The 16634-nt window shown below is 68.2% G+C and carries 21 protein-coding genes; 3 read left to right on the plus strand and 18 right to left on the minus strand.

The window, feature by feature from the left end; all coding sequences use genetic code 11:
* From VGC13_RS02785 to VGC13_RS02795, 3 genes are all read right to left on the minus strand, one after another.
* Window positions 1-720, minus strand: a 720-nt coding sequence (locus tag VGC13_RS02785; protein ID WP_331123676.1) for a type IIL restriction-modification enzyme MmeI, incomplete at its 3' end; no start/stop codon positions are given.
* Between the two features lie 45 nt (window positions 721-765).
* Window positions 766-1191 carry a hypothetical protein gene (locus tag VGC13_RS02790; protein WP_331123677.1) on the minus strand — a complete coding sequence of 142 codons (426 nt, stop codon included), beginning with the start codon at window positions 1189-1191 and terminating at the stop codon, window positions 766-768.
* Window positions 1192-1265: 74 nt separating this feature from the next.
* Window positions 1266-1496 (minus strand): helix-turn-helix transcriptional regulator, encoded by a 231-nt coding sequence (locus VGC13_RS02795; protein ID WP_331123678.1) that lies wholly within the window; start codon window positions 1494-1496, stop codon window positions 1266-1268.
* 154 nt (window positions 1497-1650) lie between these two features.
* Here VGC13_RS02795 and VGC13_RS02800 point away from each other — a divergent pair, with 154 nt between their 5' ends.
* Window positions 1651-1893, plus strand: a complete 243-nt coding sequence (locus VGC13_RS02800) for a hypothetical protein (RefSeq protein WP_331123679.1) — start codon at window positions 1651-1653, stop codon at window positions 1891-1893.
* Here the strand turns inward: VGC13_RS02800 and VGC13_RS02805 are convergent.
* The gene (locus VGC13_RS02805; protein ID WP_331123680.1) at window positions 1859-2242 is read right to left on the minus strand and encodes a carboxypeptidase-like regulatory domain-containing protein; all 384 of its coding nucleotides are present in this window, start codon (window positions 2240-2242) and stop codon (window positions 1859-1861) included. The genes VGC13_RS02800 and VGC13_RS02805 overlap by 35 nt on opposite strands.
* Before the next feature lie 189 nt (window positions 2243-2431).
* Window positions 2432-3568 (minus strand): S1 family peptidase, encoded by a 1137-nt coding sequence (locus tag VGC13_RS02810; protein ID WP_331123681.1) that lies wholly within the window; start codon window positions 3566-3568, stop codon window positions 2432-2434.
* A 546-nt stretch (window positions 3569-4114) separates the two neighbouring features.
* On the opposite strand from VGC13_RS02810, the gene VGC13_RS02815 reads away from it, so the two are divergent.
* A complete protein-coding gene (locus VGC13_RS02815; RefSeq protein ID WP_331123682.1) occupies window positions 4115-4324 on the plus strand; it encodes a hypothetical protein in 210 nt (69 codons plus the stop codon).
* A gap of 81 nt (window positions 4325-4405) precedes the next feature.
* Here the strand turns inward: VGC13_RS02815 and VGC13_RS02820 are convergent, their stop codons facing one another.
* From VGC13_RS02820 to VGC13_RS02870, 11 genes are all read right to left on the minus strand, one after another.
* A complete protein-coding gene (locus VGC13_RS02820; protein WP_331123683.1) occupies window positions 4406-4879 on the minus strand; it encodes a hypothetical protein in 474 nt (157 codons plus the stop codon).
* 28 nt (window positions 4880-4907) lie between these two features.
* On the minus strand, window positions 4908-5276 hold the full coding sequence (locus tag VGC13_RS02825) for a GNAT family N-acetyltransferase (protein WP_349264173.1): 369 nt from the start codon (window positions 5274-5276) through the stop codon (window positions 4908-4910).
* A 179-nt stretch (window positions 5277-5455) separates the two neighbouring features.
* Window positions 5456-6472, minus strand: a complete 1017-nt coding sequence (locus VGC13_RS02830) for a hypothetical protein (protein WP_331123685.1) — start codon at window positions 6470-6472, stop codon at window positions 5456-5458.
* A gap of 61 nt (window positions 6473-6533) precedes the next feature.
* Complete coding sequence (locus VGC13_RS02835) at window positions 6534-6818, minus strand: hypothetical protein (protein ID WP_331123686.1); 285 nt, start codon at window positions 6816-6818, stop codon at window positions 6534-6536.
* Window positions 6809-8404: a serine hydrolase domain-containing protein gene (locus VGC13_RS02840; RefSeq protein ID WP_331123687.1), complete on the minus strand. Its 1596-nt coding sequence runs from the start codon at window positions 8402-8404 to the stop codon at window positions 6809-6811. The genes VGC13_RS02835 and VGC13_RS02840 overlap by 10 nt, the downstream gene beginning before the upstream one ends.
* A 236-nt stretch (window positions 8405-8640) precedes the next feature.
* Window positions 8641-9204 carry a hypothetical protein gene (locus VGC13_RS02845; RefSeq protein WP_331123688.1) on the minus strand — a complete coding sequence of 188 codons (564 nt, stop codon included), beginning with the start codon at window positions 9202-9204 and terminating at the stop codon, window positions 8641-8643.
* 1931 nt (window positions 9205-11135) lie between these two features.
* On the minus strand, window positions 11136-11612 hold the full coding sequence (locus tag VGC13_RS02850; protein ID WP_331123689.1) for a GyrI-like domain-containing protein: 477 nt from the start codon (window positions 11610-11612) through the stop codon (window positions 11136-11138).
* A gap of 104 nt (window positions 11613-11716) precedes the next feature.
* Window positions 11717-12484 (minus strand): SMI1/KNR4 family protein, encoded by a 768-nt coding sequence (locus VGC13_RS02855; protein ID WP_331123690.1) that lies wholly within the window; start codon window positions 12482-12484, stop codon window positions 11717-11719.
* Window positions 12485-12535: 51 nt separating this feature from the next.
* Window positions 12536-13069: a hypothetical protein gene (locus tag VGC13_RS02860; RefSeq protein WP_331123691.1), complete on the minus strand. Its 534-nt coding sequence runs from the start codon at window positions 13067-13069 to the stop codon at window positions 12536-12538.
* 47 nt (window positions 13070-13116) lie between these two features.
* A complete protein-coding gene (locus VGC13_RS02865; RefSeq protein ID WP_331123692.1) occupies window positions 13117-13953 on the minus strand; it encodes an alpha/beta hydrolase in 837 nt (278 codons plus the stop codon).
* A 76-nt stretch (window positions 13954-14029) separates the two neighbouring features.
* Entirely contained in the window at window positions 14030-14341 is a 312-nt protein-coding gene (locus tag VGC13_RS02870; protein ID WP_331123693.1) for a hypothetical protein, read from the minus strand.
* A gap of 160 nt (window positions 14342-14501) precedes the next feature.
* On the opposite strand from VGC13_RS02870, the gene VGC13_RS02875 reads away from it, so the two are divergent.
* Complete coding sequence (locus VGC13_RS02875; protein ID WP_331123694.1) at window positions 14502-15089, plus strand: hypothetical protein; 588 nt, start codon at window positions 14502-14504, stop codon at window positions 15087-15089.
* A 114-nt stretch (window positions 15090-15203) separates the two neighbouring features.
* Here VGC13_RS02875 and VGC13_RS02880 read toward each other — a convergent pair whose 3' ends face one another.
* Entirely contained in the window at window positions 15204-15578 is a 375-nt protein-coding gene (locus VGC13_RS02880) for a hypothetical protein (protein ID WP_331123695.1), read from the minus strand.
* A 302-nt stretch (window positions 15579-15880) separates the two neighbouring features.
* Window positions 15881-16543 carry a hypothetical protein gene (locus VGC13_RS02885; RefSeq protein ID WP_331123696.1) on the minus strand — a complete coding sequence of 221 codons (663 nt, stop codon included), beginning with the start codon at window positions 16541-16543 and terminating at the stop codon, window positions 15881-15883.
* Window positions 16544-16634: the final 91 nt, after the last annotated feature.

Genomic DNA, 16634 nt, shown 5'->3' on the forward strand with positions numbered 1-16634 from the left:
GGGGGGGGGGTATATGAACATCTGTAGTGCTGCCTGGAATGGCTTCTCCCGAAGCAGCCCTACGTCCTCCGCGAACATCGTGAACATGCAGCGCATCAGAAAACGCGCAACCCGCTCTCCATCCATCCCCCGTCCCTCCAGTGACGCAGAGAGCTTCGCCAGCTGCTCGGCCACCTCGCGCGTGACCGCGCGGCCGCGGATGGCGGGGTTCAGCGACTCGGGATTTTCCCAGAGCGTGCGCAGGAACTCGATGTCGTCATCCCGCTGCCATAGCGTGCGCAAATCGATGCGGCGCGCGGCGTTGACCCCGCCATAGTTGCCGGACCAGCGATCCCACACCAGCAGCGTGCGGCCCACGTTCATCACCATCAGGTACGGCGGCGGGCCGTGCGCCACGTCGCCCGCGTATCCCTTGGCCTGACCGTACGCCGCGCCCAGCACGCGGTCCGCGCCGGAGCCCGCGTCAGTGTGCTTGGCTTCCAGGATGAACGCGCCCTGTCGGTACAGGTCGATGAAGTTGGTGGTGTCCTTGCCGGACTTCCGGTCGGTGGTGGTGACCGGGTACTCGAACTCGTAGCCGGACCCGCGCGGACGCGGGCGCGCCACGCCCAGCGCCTCGCAGAACTCGCTGACGTACGACTGGAAGTTGGCTCGCTCGGCGGCGGGGACGGCGTCCCACTTTTCGGCGAGCGCGCGCAGGGCGGGGCTTTGTGGATGCACGACGATGTAGTTGCGGGCGGACGCGCGGACCGGAGAGTGGAGGCGCTACCGTGATTTATAATACGCAAACGCCTTCTTCACCTGCTCGCTCCAGAACGCCCAGACCGTTTCTTTCTTCATGTTCCGAAGCACACCTAGTTCTTTCATCCATTCAAAGAAGTGTTCGCTCGGCTCGTAGTCGAGTCCACCGATCACAATGGCGCTGATCATAAACTGTCCTTCACTCCAGCTTTCCATCGATAGATAACCCAAGAACTCACCGATAATCCGCCGGTCTAAACCCGTCCAATCCCAAGTAGTTATGAAGTATGGCATGCCGCCTCTGATCTGCGGTAGGCGGAACTCGACTCCTTCCGCCAATTCCGAGTAGCGCAGCATCTTTGTCTTCCGAGCAGCGGCCACAAGGCGATTCCGGAGTTCGGCAAGCGCGGCGGGATCCTTGTCCGCGTAGGTCCAATTCACCGCCTGCATCTGAGCCAAAATCGGGGTCCATCAAACACCTTCCATTGAGCGGGATGACATTCGGATTCTCCAAAGGCGAACGATCACCGGAGTTTTCGGAGGCGGCGGACCAGACCTTGAAGGATCTCAGCCCGCTTCTCCAATCCATCCGCGAGTTGCGCGACGCTCTCCGGTTGCGGCGTGCGCGTACCCGCGAGCCACGCGATGATCGCCGCGCGGCTCAGGTTCGCGTCTTCGGCGATCAGGGTACGCGGCAACCCGCTCTCCTCGATCACCTCACGTACAACGGACTGGACCTTCTCCGGTTCTGCCAAGGCGCCTTCCGTAGTCATATTTGACAGCGGTGCGGAGTCATATTAGACTACGCAACGAGAGGATCGCGAGTTGTGCATCCGCTCCGCCGATGCGGCAACCGTGGATTGTAGGCGTGCCGTGCGAACGGCGCAAACGGAACGAGAGGAGATTTCGATGCGAGCCACATCCGCACGCGGTCAGCAGGTCTCCCCCACGCGGCTGCTGGAGATCCTGACGGACCGCTTTGGGGCGTTCGAGGCCATCGCGAGCTCCAGCATCACGCTCGCGCGCGTGGCGCCGGACGAGGAGCGGCCGATGGACCCGCTCGGGGCCGAGGCGGTGCTGGAATTTGGCGAGGACCTGCGCGGTGCCGCGGAGGCCGTCAGGGCGCGCGGACAAGGTTGGCCTGCAGCGTGACCGTCTGCACGTGGCAACTGCCGTCGCGCACGCGGACGCGCTCCTGCTTCCACTGCTGGTAGCCGGGCTTGTCGATGGTCACGGTGTACGTCCCGGGCCGCTCCTGTGCGCCGAACAGCTCCAGGGCGTTCTCACCCGGGTCGCCCGGCCGCAGCGGATCGATGTACGTTCCGTCCCTGACGTAGGCGGCGGTCCCGGAGGCGGCCGGCGCCTGCGTGGCGGCGTCGCGCACCTGCACGGTGACGGCCGGCCATACGTCCGTGGTGCAGGTGACGGGACCCATGACGTCGCAGCCGGAGAGGGTGGCGGAGAGCAGCAGTCCGCCGGCAAGCAGCGCAATCCGGTTCATTCGCGGATTCGTGGTGTGGATGGAACGGTAACGACCGCCCAAGAACGCGCGAGCCCCGCGGATTGTGAACCGGCGTGCGGGATCAGCCTGCGATGAGTCGCGCGGAGCCGATGCGACCCCCCTGACGCGCGGGAGCCGCGGGGGACACTGCCCCCGCGGCTCCTCGTCATACCCGGCGGTTTTGCGGCGTCAACTTGTTGCGATGGTTACCGAGATGCCCGAGAAGTAGTTGACGGGCATGTAGGCGGAGTCGTTGCCGATGCCGTAGGTGTGCGATCCGTAGGCGGTGTTGCCCGAGAACCAGGGGCCGCCGCTGTCGCCGCCCTCGGACAGGTTGGTTCCGTTGCCGGCCACGCGCACCCAGGTGCAGGCGCCGCTGGCGCAGTACGAGATGGTGTTGATGGTGCCGCAGGTGTACCCGGTGGTCATCCCCTGCTTGCACACCTGCGAGCCCACGGTCTGGCTGGTGCGCGAGCGGGTGCTGGTGATGGCACGGGTGGAGCTGCTCACCTTGATGGTGTTGGGATAGGTGTGGCCGCTGGCGTTGTGCCACTGGATGTCGTACGACCCGCTGTACGACTCGCCGCGCAGGGTAAGCGCGTAGCCGCCCAGCGACTGGCTGTTGCCGCAGTGGCCGGCGGTGCTGATGCCGCGGGTGCCGGCGGAGTTGCGGACCGTGAAGCCGCTGGTGCAGCCGGTGACGTTCAGCCCGCCGTACATGTTGATCTCTTCCTTCGGCAGATCGTCGACCTCGACCACGGCCGCCTCGACCGCGCCCAGCGCGGCCCGCGCCTGCGAAGAGCGTCCGCGCAGCACGTGCACCTCCGCGCGGTTGGCGCGCACGTCCACGGCGCCGGCCGACGGAATGCCGCTGCCACGCACGCGGTTGTAGCCCGCCTCAAGGCGGCGCTCCAGCTGCGCCAGGGTAAAGCGGGCCGGCTCCACGCGCACCACCTGCGCCAGCGCCGGGCTCAGGTACGGGCGGAGGGTCTCTTCGCCGTTGCGGGTAAAGCGGGCGACCACGTGGAACTCGGGGGCGTGCTCGATGCTCAGCCCGGCGAAGGTGGCGGCCTGCTCCTCGGTAAGGCGGGCGTTCAGCGCGTCGACGGCCTCCTGCAGCTGCAGCCGGCGCGCGCCTTCCTGCGGGCTCACGCCAAAGGTGCTCGCGTAGACGGCGGCGTCCTGCTGAATGCCGTCGACCACGCCCTCGGCGCGGGACTCGCCGGACGCCGGGGGAAGCGCGGCGTCCGAGGGGAGCCGGTCGCAGGCGGCCGTGAGGGCGATTGTCGCGACCAGCAGCGCGGGGGTCCTGAAGCGGGGGTGCATGGGCTTCCTCCTGTGGGGGATCAACGCTGGAGCATTCCGCTCCGCATGCACCGCCAGGGGGCAAGTTACCCGCCACAATTAAACAGTTATCATTTGTGCTTCTACCCCGCTGCCACGTCTCCGCTTACCCGGGATGTGAGCAAACAGATTGCGGCCGGGAACCCTGCCTCCATCCGGTGCGCCCGGCTGCAGAATGGTGCACACACCGCTCGTTCCGCGACGTGCCGTACCCAACCGCCAATCTGCTCGCAGGCAGCCGCACTCGGGAAAACAAAAACCTTCATGAGTACAGGGGAACAGAGTCAGACAGAGGAACCAGGATGATGTTTCAGTTCGCTTCTCTGTCTGACTCTGTTCCTCTGTACGATTATTCTTTTTCAAGATCTGGTACAACAAGGCAATACGGCTCACGTGCGATCACATTCGCTCGTTGGATAAAAACGTCGCCTTATGTGAAGATTTTTCTTGACCGCTGCGTCGCCTTGTGCGTATACATCGGACGGCAGAATTGCCGCAAGCGGGAACATCACTCAGAAGGGAAATGGGATGACTGCGTTCAAGAAGATCGTGACCGCGGGGACCGTCGCCGTGGCGATGCTCGCCGGGACCGTGCCGGCCATCGGCCAGGTGGAGGGCGGCGAGGAAGAGTGCAGCTACAATTTCGTAATCACCGGCTTCTTCATGTCGGGGACCATCCCCATCCCCTTCTGGAGCCTCGAGAAGACCTGCGTGCGGGTCATCGACGAGAACCAGTAGCCGGCGCCTGGATGCAAACGTCCCCGTCGAGCTGGTGCCCGGCGGGGACGTTCGTACAGGACCCCAGCCCGCCGCGGAAGGCTATCCGCGCACCGGCCCCAGATCCATCCCGCGCACGAACTCGCGCCGGACGAACCGCCAGCCACCGCCCGCCCTGATGAAGAGGTAGCGGTTCTCTTCGATGTACGTGTCGATGCCGCCGTTGGGTGGGGTGCGGGCACCGACCTCCACCAGCACGGACGCCGTATCACCCTGCAGGGTGTAGCCCCGCGTTCCCACCCACTCGTAGGCTTCGGGACGGGAGGCGCCGAACGCCCGGGTATCCGGCTCGGTCCGCAGGAGGGCGGCGACGGCGGAGTCGAAGGGCGTCTCCGGCGTGCGGATGTACACCGGGTCGCAGCCGCCCAGGCGCGGGAGCACCGAATCGGCGACGATCGCCCCCACGGCGGCCGCCAGTCCGTCGGGGTCCGGCTGCGCCTGCGCACTCGCCGTCCGCGCCCCGCCCGGCGCCAGCAATGCGACGGCGGCCGTCAGCAGCATGATCCGCAACTTCATTGCGCTCCCTCCATGATGTGCGGGCACGTCATGCCCGCGGCTCCCGGGTAAACCACAACACCAGTTCGTCATCCACCAGCACCTGGTCGCGGTACGCCACCGTGCCATTTTGCCAGGTGATGCCGCGCCCGTCCGGCACGTACCCGCGCCGCACGTACAGCCGCTGCGCCGGGCCGTAATCGGGGTCCAGCCCCACGCCGATCCCCACAACCCTGCCCCGCTCCGCCGCCGCCGACTCCGCCACGTCCAGCAGCGCAGAGCCAATGCCGCGCCGGCGGAACGCGGGGAGCACGTTGAAGTCCTGGATCTCCGGAATTCTCTCCGCGCGGAACGGCGCGTAGTCCGGCTGCCAGACGAGCGTAACGTATCCCGCGAACTGGTCCCCCACGTGCGCCACCCAGATGCGGCGCTGGTCCGCTCCTGTTCCGCCAGGTAGCGCTCGTACTGCTCCCGCGGCTTCGCCCACCCGATCGCCGCGAACGCCGCCGCGATCACCGCGGGGTCGGATGCCTGGAGCGGGCGGATTGTGGGCAGGTTCATGCTCTTGATCACGCCCGCAGGACCTTGGCGTTCATCTTACGGCGTGGACCCCAAACCATGGTCGTGCTGTGCACTCGGTTCCCCAGCTGACTGCGGCGCGAGTGAGGATAGCGAATCAGCATCGTCGTTCGTGCTTAGAAGGGCAAGCCGGCGTCGATACAATTCACTGAGCGTTTCGCCTTCGGCTGTTCGCCACATTACCCAGCCGTTCGCCGTGTGCCGAGTGCTGCCCGCCTCTTTCATACAGGCAACGGCGGCGTAGCTGGGGGAGTGCACCTTCCCATTTACTTCCACACCATCCGCCCGAACGATCCCGCGGAATGACCGGCGTTCTCTGCCGCGCGGGCCGTACTCGAGAGTAACCTCGGAACCGACGATTTCGGGGGCGAGATCAAGGAGTTCCTGATAGATCTGTGCTCCTCCCGAACGCACAGGCGATCCACCCATGTCAGAGGCAGGCTCGGTAGAGAGCGTGGGCAGATTCTCGTCCGGAATCGAATACAGGACGCGAGCAGGGTTCGCCACCGAGATGAACTTCTCGATCAGCCAGATCTTCACTGGATTCCGAAGCGTTTGTACCCACTCCTTCAAATCCTTGGGTATCGCGTCAATTGGAATCGCAATCGTCGGCGGCTTGCGGAGGACGCGCTGGAGGCGGCCATGAATCTCGAGATCCTCGACACCGACTTCGCGTATCATGCTTCGCAGGACGTGATCCCCGCGAATGCTGCTCAACGCGAGGTGCAGGATCAAATCCCTCGTTTCGGGTGAGCTCACGGCGGCGAGCTGCCGCGACACTTGAGGCGCGATATGCTCCCACGTTCCGTGAATGGCGCGTTCTGCCTCCACGATGTACCACTCTTCCGACTCGATATCGATGACGATCGCATCCGGGACCGTCCCCCGACCTCCCACCGTAGTGATTCGCGTCTGCGGCAGATAAACGATGCTGGAGCCAAAGAACTGCTCAGCATAACGCTGAACCACGCCTTCGATCTCAGCCTCGTTATCGAAGGCAACCCGGATGAACTGTTCAGCGTCGTTGATCAGCATAATCGTGATTGCGGAGCGGGCGTGGACAACAGGAGGCAGTTGCCGGCTTGACGTTAGCGCATCAGGACAGCTGGTTTGAGCGGTGCTTCCGAGCGCGCCGGGCGCGCCGGGCCAGATAGATCATCGCCATGCCGGCACCCACGGCGGTACCCACGAAGATCACCGTGATGGCGACGTACTCCAGGCCCTCTCCCGTATACTGCGGATTCTGCTGGCGAGTGGCCGCCATCATCGAGCTGGTCAGCGCCGCGCCGGCCGCAGCCCCGATAAGCGCGCCCGCGACGGCACTTGCCAGGAATACGAGAATCGCGCGCGGCCCGGCCGAGGGCCTGGAGGTCAGCGGCACACCGGCGTCGGCACCACGCGCTCGTCGCGGGCGAGGCGTTTCACCTCCAGGAACTGTACGCGGGCGGGCTCGGTGGGCGCGAGGGTGATGGAGATGCCCAGGTCAGCGTCGCGGCACCGCATCCGCCAGGTCCCGCGCAGCGCGTTCTCCGCGACGATGGGGCCGTCCGGGCGGCACTCGCCGCCTGCGTCGCGGACCAGGGCTTCGATCGCCACGCGCCGGCGCTCCCTGGGCTCGTCCAGGTACAGGTTCATCGCGGCGATGCTGTCGGCGAGCGCATTGTCCCAGCGCGCGACCAGGCGGGAGACCTGTTCCTGGCGCTGCACCAGCACGGGCGCGGGCTGGGGCACGCGCGGCGCCAGCGCGCCCGTGCGCGACAGGATCGCCAGCGCCCGCTCGGTAACGCCGCCCCAGCCGGTGTAGGTAAGGTTGCCCATCGCCACGATCCCCACGCCGTGCTCCGGAAGCCAGCGCATCAGCGAGCCAAAGCCCGGCAGCCCACCGCTGTGCGAGACCACCGTGCGAAACAGGCACGTCTGCCGGATGCCCAGTCCGTAGCCGTAGCCGCCCGCGCTCAACACCATGGTCGCCACCGCGGTGTCGCGCACGGCCGAGGCGCCGTTGTAACGGGCGATCTGCTGCATCTCGCGGACGGACGCGCGGCGCAGCGGGCCGGCCTCCGCCTCGTCGCGCGCCGGCCAGGCGTCGAGCATGAAGCCCGCCCAACGGCCCAGGTCGCTGATGGAGGTGAGCATGCCGCCCATGGGCCCAAAGGCGCCGTCCGGCAGCGGCGGCTCCTCGATCCACTCGCCATCGCGCAGGCGGTAGCCGTGCGCCAGGCGGTCCGGCGGCACCGCCGAGGCCTCCAGCACCGTGGACGTCATCCCCAGCGGCAGCAGCACGCGCTCGGTGATGTAGCGCGGGTACGGCATCCCCGACACGTTGGCCACGATGCGGCCCAGGATGGCGAACCCGAAGTTGGAGTACTCATAGCTGGTGCCCGGCGCCGTGGAGAACGGAATGCCGCCGCGCATCATCGCCGACATCTCGTCGTCGGTGGCCGCGAGCTGCTGGTCGCCCCACGGGTTGTCCTCGGGAAAGCCGGCCGAGTGCGAGAGCAGGTGGCGGATGGTGATCCGGGGCGCGTCGCGGGTGGGATACGGCAGCGTGGCCAGCTCGGGCACGTAGCGCTCGGCCGGGTCGTCCAGCGAAAGCAGCCCCGCGTCGCGCAGCTGCAGGATGGCGACGGCGGTGAAGCTCTTGGTCATCGACGCGATGCGGAACACCGTCGACGTGTCCACCGGCGACCGCGACGACAGCTCGCGGAACCCGGCCGTCCCCATGTGCGCCAGCCGCCCGTCCACCACGATGCCGTACGCGATCCCCGGCACCCGCGACCGCTCCGCGAACTCGCGCATCATGCGGTCGATCTCCGGGAACGCCGCGCTGAGCTCCGCCAGCCGCCGCGGGTTGGCGAACGCGGCCGGTGCGGCCGTGCTGCTGGAGCCGGATGCCTGCGCCTGGACCGCGGACGGCGCCAGGACGAGGGATGCGCAGAGGGCGGCGAGCAGGATGCGCGGGGTCATGGGATTCTCTCGGCTTCCGCTTCGGTGGGATGGAGGGCGGACTTCAGGCCCGGTGCGGCGCCGGGGCAGCGCGGCCTGCGCAGCGGGCGGAGAAGCTGCCCTGGCCTCCAAACCGCGCAGAAACGATCTATCGACTGTCTGCTCGGGTGCGTCGTTCCAGGCGACGTCCGCAAAGCTGACGTTCCGGTCCGCCCGGGCGCAAGAGCCCCGCGGGGCGCGTGCGGCGGGCAGCGGGATCAGCGGTCCGGCGCGGTGCATTCGCGGGGCTCGGGCCCGGCGGACGCGGCGCAGGTGGCAAAGAGCCGGGCGTTCCTCAGCAGCACCGGAAGCTCCGGATCGAACGCCGACAGGTCTTTGCCGGCCGGACGCTGCGTGCGCACGTGCCGGATCAGCCGCCCACCATCGAAGTAGTAGCGGTTCTCGATCGTGGAGACGACGCGGCCGCTCAGGGGCTCATCGTACCGCTGGTGGACCACGTGGATGAAGATCAGGCGTCCATCCGCAAAGTAGAACTCCTCCGTGCCGCGCCACGACTCCCCATACAGCTGCGCCGCCAGCTTGCGAAGCTCGCGCCCGCGGTAGAAGCCGTGCAGCTCGCCGCCTTCCAGCGAAAAGTCCACCAGCTCGTGCGTGGTGCGCCGGTAGCCGGGCGCCTCGCGCTGGATCTGCGCGTACTGCTCGCGGATGTGCCCGATCGCGGCGGGCGATCCGCTGGTTGCGCTCACCTGCGCGGCGGCGGTGCGCGCCGCGCCGCTCGCGCAAAGCGCCAGCAGCAGTCCGCGGCAAAGGACACGCGTCAAGGCAGGCATCCGGGTCATGGCTACGGCTTCGTGAGGGGCGATGGATGAAAAGGAAGCACTGACTTCCTGAGGCTGAGAGGGTGTTGCCAAACCTCCCAGCGTGATTGACTTCCTGAGGGAGGCGCCGCCCCGCAACTCGCTTGTACACTGCACCTTCGCGTCGACCGAAGGACCTCGCCAGCAAACCGACGAGGCTGGTCCCGTGCCCTGATCTAGCCCCTGCGCCACCGAGACGAGGTCCTTCGGTCGCGCGCAACCTGTAGCGTGACTTCTGGTTACACGTTATGCGCTCCCTCAGGAAGTCACCGCTTCGTTATGAATTTGAGGTTTAGCAACACCCTCTGAGGGAGCGCACCGCGTGCAGCCAGAGGCCACACAACCGCTTGCGCGCGACCGAGGAATCTACTTTCCGTTTCCTCGTAGCCTGTCGCGACGCCCCGGACCGGCCCCTGTCCGGCGGTGTCGCCGCCGCACGTGTAGCGCGGGCTGCCGCGTCCGGCCTCGCGCGGGCGGAGGGTAGATTCCTCGGCCCTGCAACGTGCAGTGCATTCGTCTGCGTGCAGCGCGGCCGGGCCTCGGAATGACAGTCCGCGTTGCACTCAGCAGGTGCGCAGCAACTCCCTGAGCATCACTGACCGCGCGCCTCAATCTGTCATTCCGAGGGAGCGCACCACGTGGAGCCAGAGGCTACACAACCGCTTGCGCGCGACCGAGGAATCTACTTTCGGTGTCCTCGTGGCATGTCGCGACGCCCCGGACCGGCCCCTGTCCGGCGGTGTCGCCGCCGCACGTGTGGCGCGGGCTACCGCGTCCGGCCTCGCGCGGGCGGAGGGTAGATGCCTCGGCCCTGCAACCTGCGGCGCATTCGTCCGGGTGCAGCGCGGCCGGGCCTCGGAATGACAGTCCGCGTTGCAATCAGCAGGGTGCGCAGCAACTCCCTGAACATCACCGGCCGCACACGCCTGAATCTGTCATTCCGAGGGAGCGCACCACGTGCAGCCAGAGGCTACACAACCGCTTGCGCGCGACCGAGGAATCTACTCTCGGTGTCCTCGTGGCATGTCGCGACGACCGGACTGGCCCTGTCTGGCGGTTGCGCCGCCGCACGTGTGGCGCGGGCTACCGCGTCCGGCCTCGAGCAGGCCGACGGTAGATTCCTCGGCTCTGCAACCTGTGTCGTGATCGTCAGATTGCAGCGCGGCCGGGCCTCGGAATGACAGTCCGCGTTGCACTCAGCAGGTGCGCAGCAACTCCCTGAGCATCACTGACTGCGCGCCCCGATCTGTCATTCCGAGGGAGCGCACCACGTGCAGCCAGAGGCCGCGCAACCGCTTGCGCGCGACCGAGGAATCTACTCTCGGTGTCCTCGTGGCATGTCGCGACGCCCCGGACCGGCCCCTGTCCGGCGGTGTCGCCGCCGCACGTGTGGTGCGGGCTGCCGCGTCCGGCCTCGAGCAGGCCGACGGTAGATTCCTCGGCCCTGCGACCTGTGCTGCATTCGTCGGATTGCAGTGTGGCCGGGCCTCGGAATGACAGGCTCTGCTTCATCAGGGTGCGCAGCAACTCCCTGAACATCACTGACCGCACACGCCTGAATCTGTCATTCCGAGGGAGCGCACCACGTGCAGCCAGAGGCCGCGCAACCGCTTGCGCGCGACCGAGGAATCTACTCTCCGTTTCCTCGTAGCCTGTCGCGACACCCCGAACTGGCCCTGTCCGTCCGTTTCGCTGCCGCACGTGTGGCGCGGGCTGCCGCGTCCGGCCTCGAGCAGGCCGACGGTAGATTCCTCGGCCCTGCGACCCGCGCTGCATTCGTCGGGTTGCAGTGTGGCCGGGCCTCGGAATGACAGTCCGCGTTGCACTCAACAGGGTACGCGGTGCGCCGCTGGACTCACTAAGCCGATCGCGGAGCGCGCCGCGCGCACCCCGACTCAAACTTCCCGGATCGAAGCCCATATCTCGATTATGCCCGAGCCGGTGCGGGCGTCGAAGCGCTCGTCGTAGAGCTCGAACTCGGGCGTGTTCGCCAGCTGGTAGCCCGACCGGGGAATCCAGTCGCCCCAGATGGCGGCCCAGGTGACGTGCACCGTGGATGCGGGGCCCTGGTGCACGAAGACGGCGTAGCGCTGCGCGGGAACGCGCATCCGCCCGTACTCGCGCGGCAGCGCATCCAACGACTCCACCTCCGCGGCGCACATGTACTCGAAGGTCTGCGCCGCGGGATCGGCGCCGCACATCACGCCGTACGCCGTGGTGCCCTGCTGGCCGGGCAGCGTCCCCAGCTGGCGGAAGTCATCCCACTGCACGGGGATGCTCTCCGCGGCGCCGCCATAGGAATGCACGCGGCGCAGGCCGCCCAGCAGCATGGCCCTGCCCTCCACGATCCGGTCCGGCTCGATGGGCGTCATCTGTCTCTCGATCTCCGATCTTCGTCCGTTTGTCGCGGGGCGGACAGGTTTCAGGAGCGGACCCGTCAGGTTTCCGGGGCTCGGCGCATCCGCCCGAACTGAAGCTACAGGTGGGGCCAGGGGTTGATCCTGGTCACGCGCCCCTGCTCGTCCAGCTCCAGCTGCGCGGGGATGCCCGGCGCCTCGTAGAAGACCACCGGGCCCTGCGACGCCGGCCGCTCCTTCCACACCGCATCCACCGCGTCCGCCACCTCCGCCGTGGTCATCCCCACCCGCAGCTGCTTCGCCCGCTCCTCGTTGCGCACGTTGCGGAGCGACCGCTGCACCCAGGTGCGGTACCACGCCAGGAACGTTTCGCCGGTGGGATACAGGGAGTCGCTTCCATCCCACATCGTGCCGCGGCTGGGGCCGGTGACCACCAGGTACGAGTAGATGGCGCAGCCGTGCTCGCAGATCTCCAGCACGCCGGGTTCGCCATCGTCCTGCCACTGCCCCACCGCGTCTCTGGCAACGTACAGGGAGCCGTCCCTGTGGCGGCGCCAATCGGCCACTTCGTCCACAAACTCGGAATCCGCCGGCTGCACGAACGGAAACGGCTCCCCCGGCGTGTGGTACTTCGAGGCGGTCTCCAGCGACTGCAGTCCGTAGCTGGGCCCGGCGGCCCCGTCCCCGACAGTCCGCAGAAAGAGCCGGTAGTCGTCGGGCAGGATCACGCCGCGCGCGGCCTCGAACTCCCGCAGCGCCTGCTCGGACAGCACGGGGCGCATCACGTAGCGGTGGCTGGGGGAGCCGAAGACGCGGAACCCCGTGTCGGCGGCACGCAGTTGGTGCAGCTCGTCCGCAAGCTCGGCCATCTGCTGTTCGAGCGTCATCCGCATCCCCTTTTCAGGCAATGGATAATGGGCGCAGCCCGGCCCGGGCGCTCACCGCCGCCCCGTGCGGCGCTCCACGGTGACGGTGCCGATGAGCTGGCCCACCGGGACCAGCAGCAGCATGATCGGAATGTTGTTCCCCGCCACCAGGCCCACGGTCAGGATGCCGGCCGAGGTGAGCATGCCCAGGGGGAGCGAGCCTCTTCGCCCGTTGGCCAGGTGCACCCCCGCCGACATCCCCAGCGCCTCCCCCGCCAGTCCGCCCAGGACGATCCCCAGCATCGAGCAGTCCCGGGTGCAGTTCCCGTCAACGGCCTTCTGCGCCAGCGCGCCCGCGGCCATCCCGCCCACCAGCCCCACGCCGCCGCCCACCACGCCCGCCAGCGCCAGCCACTCCTCGGAGGGCCCGGATCGGGACGAATCCGCGACGACGTACACCGGCCCGGCGGACGATGCATGCAGCGGCGCGGCGGCCGGATGGAGCCGCGGGTCCATCCGCGGCACCATCCCGTCCATCTGCGCGTGGCCGGGGCGGGAGCTCAGCAGTGCAAGCAGGACGAGCAGCGTGGCGAGCAGAACGCGCATGGGCAGGAGGGGCCGCGGGGGAGGAGGAATCGAAGCGACGGGGCGGATCAGCCGGGACAGTCGGCCGAGAACAATTCGCGCAGCACAGGCGGCGCCAGGGCGCGGTAGATGGTGCCGTGCGTCAGGTCCGGGCGCGGCCGGTACCACCAGCGCAGCCCGGCCGGCGCGTCGGCGCGCAGCACCTCCGCCAGCCGCGCCGTCGCGGAGGCGATGTCCTCCTGGCCCGACGAGGCCAGGTACAACCGCGCCTCCATCTCCGGCCGGGCGGTGACGCGCGCGCGGGCCGTGCGCACCAGCTCTTCGGCGTTCCACCACAGGCTGGGGTCCAGCGCGACGTACGTGTCGAACAGCTCCGGCCGCAACAGAAACGTTTCCACGATGAACAGCCCCGCCAGCGACTCGCCGATGACGGCCGTCTCGTCGGTCACGCGGTAGCGGCCGCGCACGTGCGGCATCAGCTCGTCGGCGATGAAGCGGCGGAACGCGTCGGAGCCGCCCACGCGCGGCGCGATGGCGCGGTCTTCCGCCACCTGCGTGGGCCCCGTCATGTCGCGCCGCCGCTCCGTGTTCTCGATCCCCACCACCAGCATCGGCCGCATCTCGCCCGCGCGGATGGCCGCGTCCACGGTGCCGGCCACGTGCGGAAAGTCTTCCTGCACGCCGCCGTCCGGCATGTACAGCACGGGATACCGCGCGGCGCCATCCCCGGCGTAGCCCGGCGGCGTGTAGACGTTGATGCGCCGCGTCTCGTCGAGCGCCGCGGACTGCAGCGTGAACGTCTCGTGCGCCGGCACCGGCTCCTGGGCAGCCATCGGCCGGTCAGCCGCGCCCGTGGCGAGCGCCGCCAGCAGGATCAGCAGGGCCGGGTGATTCAGCTTGTGCATCGCGGGGGGCGGTGGGAAAAGGCATGGGGGGATGGGGATGCGCACGCTCGATGATCCAGGCGCCGTGCGCGGGCCTTTAGCGCCGGCCGCCGCGGAGCCGTTTCCGCAGCCAGTAGATGGGGATCGCGACCAGCAGGGCCGGCAGGCCGGCCTCGTCGCCGCCCAGGCGGTCCGCCCACCGGTCCACCGCGCCATCCGTCGCGAACAGCGCAAAGCCCGCCAGCGCGATGCCGAACGCCGCGATCACGCCCGTCACCACCGATGCGCTCCCGTGGCGCGTCATCAGCACCAGCATCAGCGCCGCGAGCCCCAGGCCCAGCACCGACAGGTAGATGCGCGCGAACGCCCGTTCGTCGGCCTTGCGTTCCCGGCGGCTGCGGCGCGCCATGACGGGGTCCAGGGGGATGGGGGCGGAAGCATCCCGCGCATCGCGATGCGATAGGCTAGCCGCTGGATCCCCCGCCCGGCAAGGCGGCGGCTTGCGGCGGCCCGGGGCCGTGCCGATGTTGCGGCGGGGAACTGGCGGATCACGACCAACACGAGGAACCATGCGCATTCGAGCGATGCTGATCCTGTGCTGCGCGGTGCTGGCGGCGTGCCGCGCCTCGGCGCCCGCGCGGACGGCGGCGGAGGGGCAGGACGCGTTCTGGGCCTCGCTGCAGTCCCTGTGCGGGCGCGCGTTCCAGGGCACGCTCACGCAGGGATCGGCCGCGGACTCGTCGTTCACGGGCAAGGCGCTGGTGATGCACGTGCGCCAGTGCTCGCCCGCGGAGGTGCGCATCCCCTTTCACGTGGGCGAAGACCGGTCCCGCACCTGGATCATCACCCGCACCGAAGGCGGACTGCGGCTGAAGCACGACCACCGCCACGCGGACGGCAGCGAGGACCGCGTCACGCAGTACGGCGGCGACACGCGCGGTCCGGGCACCTCCGCCGCGCAGGAGTTCTACGCCGACGCGCACACCGCCACGCTGATCCCCGCCGCCGTCACCAACGTGTGGACGGTGGAGGTGGTCCCCGGAAGCCGCTTTGGCTACGCGCTGCGCCGCGAGGGCACCGACCGCCGCTTTCGCGTGGAGTTCGACCTTACCCGCCCCGTCACGCCGCCCCCCGCCCCCTGGGGCTACTCCGACTGAGCCACTCCCGGACCGCAAAGGAATGGCCTCACACAGAGTCAGCAGAGTCAACAGAGTGCAAGCTCCTCTGTTGACTCTGCTGACTCTGTGTGAGGCCAACTCTTTTTCAGGAGGTCAGCGGACGATGTGGATCCGCTCGGCGAACACCTGCACGGGGTACGACCGCATCTCGGCGCCGGTCGTCCAGACCTGCAGCACGTCGTTCACGGCCAGGTCCTCGCGCTCCGCGGGGTGCAGGCGTCCGCCACGACCCACGATCCACACGTCGGTTTCCGCCCCGATGTGCACGATGGCCTCGTCGGCGGGCGAGGTGCCTCCCTTTCCCTTCAGCAGCACCGGGACCGGGGCTCCCAGCGATGCCATGCCCGGCAGGAATTCCGCCAGCGTGCCCACGTACTCCGCGTCCGTCGGGGGCAGGATGGTATCACCGCTGCACGCCGTGACGACCGCGGCGGTAAAGGCAAGGAGGATCGAACGAAGACGGGTCATAGGCCACCTTGGGATGATGGGTGTGCAGGCGATGCGGATGCACGGAGAACGCCCATCCGCCGCCCGTTCGGACAGCCGGCAGCGCGTACGCCCCGTCCATCCTCCGACCGAAGAATCTTTATCGGACGGCGGGATCTTTCCGTCATGCGGGGTTCCCGGGCGATGCCCGGAAGAGGGTTCCGCGCGAGGGGAGGGAGATTCTTCGGTCGCGCCAACCGGCCCCGCGGTTTTCCCGGGGGCCCGGGGCGGGCGCTTCCTCAGAATGACAGGTGCTTCCTCGGGTTTTCGTAACAGAAGGTGAATCAGCGCCGCTTCTGCATGCTCAGGGCGGTGAACTCCATGGGCTGGCGGTCCGGCGCGGAGAGGTACAGCTCCAGCAGCTCGCGGCGGCGGGCGATCTCGCGCTCGTCCACGCCGGGCGCCTCCACCAGCCGGCGCAGGTCCGCCTCTACCTGCGCCCCCGTGTGGTGCTGCAGCGCCAGCAGCGTAAGGCCGCTGAACGGAAAGCGGTCGAAGTGCTCCTGCAGGAACTCGCGCATCGCCGGGCTGTGGCGAAGGTGGAACATGATCGCCCGGTCGATGCCGCGCACCGGGTACTGCGGAAACGCCGCCGAGTGCATGAGCACCGAGGCAAAGTTGTTCAGGATGAGCTCCGCCATCGCCTTGATCTCGTCCAGCGAGGCGGTGTCGCCCGGCTGCCACCGCGCGTCCTCGTAGAAGTACGGGCGCAGGTACGGCCGCTCCACCATCAGCCGCACGTGGTCGGACGTTTCGGTGATGGCGCGCTGGATCAGCTGCAGGTCGGGCTGCTGCTGCGCGATCTCCAGCTGCCGCACGCCGGTTTCGATCTGCTCCCGGGCAATGCGCAGCTGCTTGCGGAACACCGAAAAGTTCAGCAAGCCCACCAGCACCAGCAGCAGGGTTCCAAAGAACCCCAGGATCCCGATCCACAGCTCGATCCCCATCCCCGTCTCCGCGTCTTCTCCGGCGGTCGAATGCGGAAACGCCCCGGCCGGGTGGCTGGAGCGTTTCGATCAGCGCCGTGCCGTACACGAG

Source organism: Longimicrobium sp. (assembly GCF_036399255.1).
GTDB lineage: Bacteria > Gemmatimonadota > Gemmatimonadetes > Longimicrobiales > Longimicrobiaceae > Longimicrobium.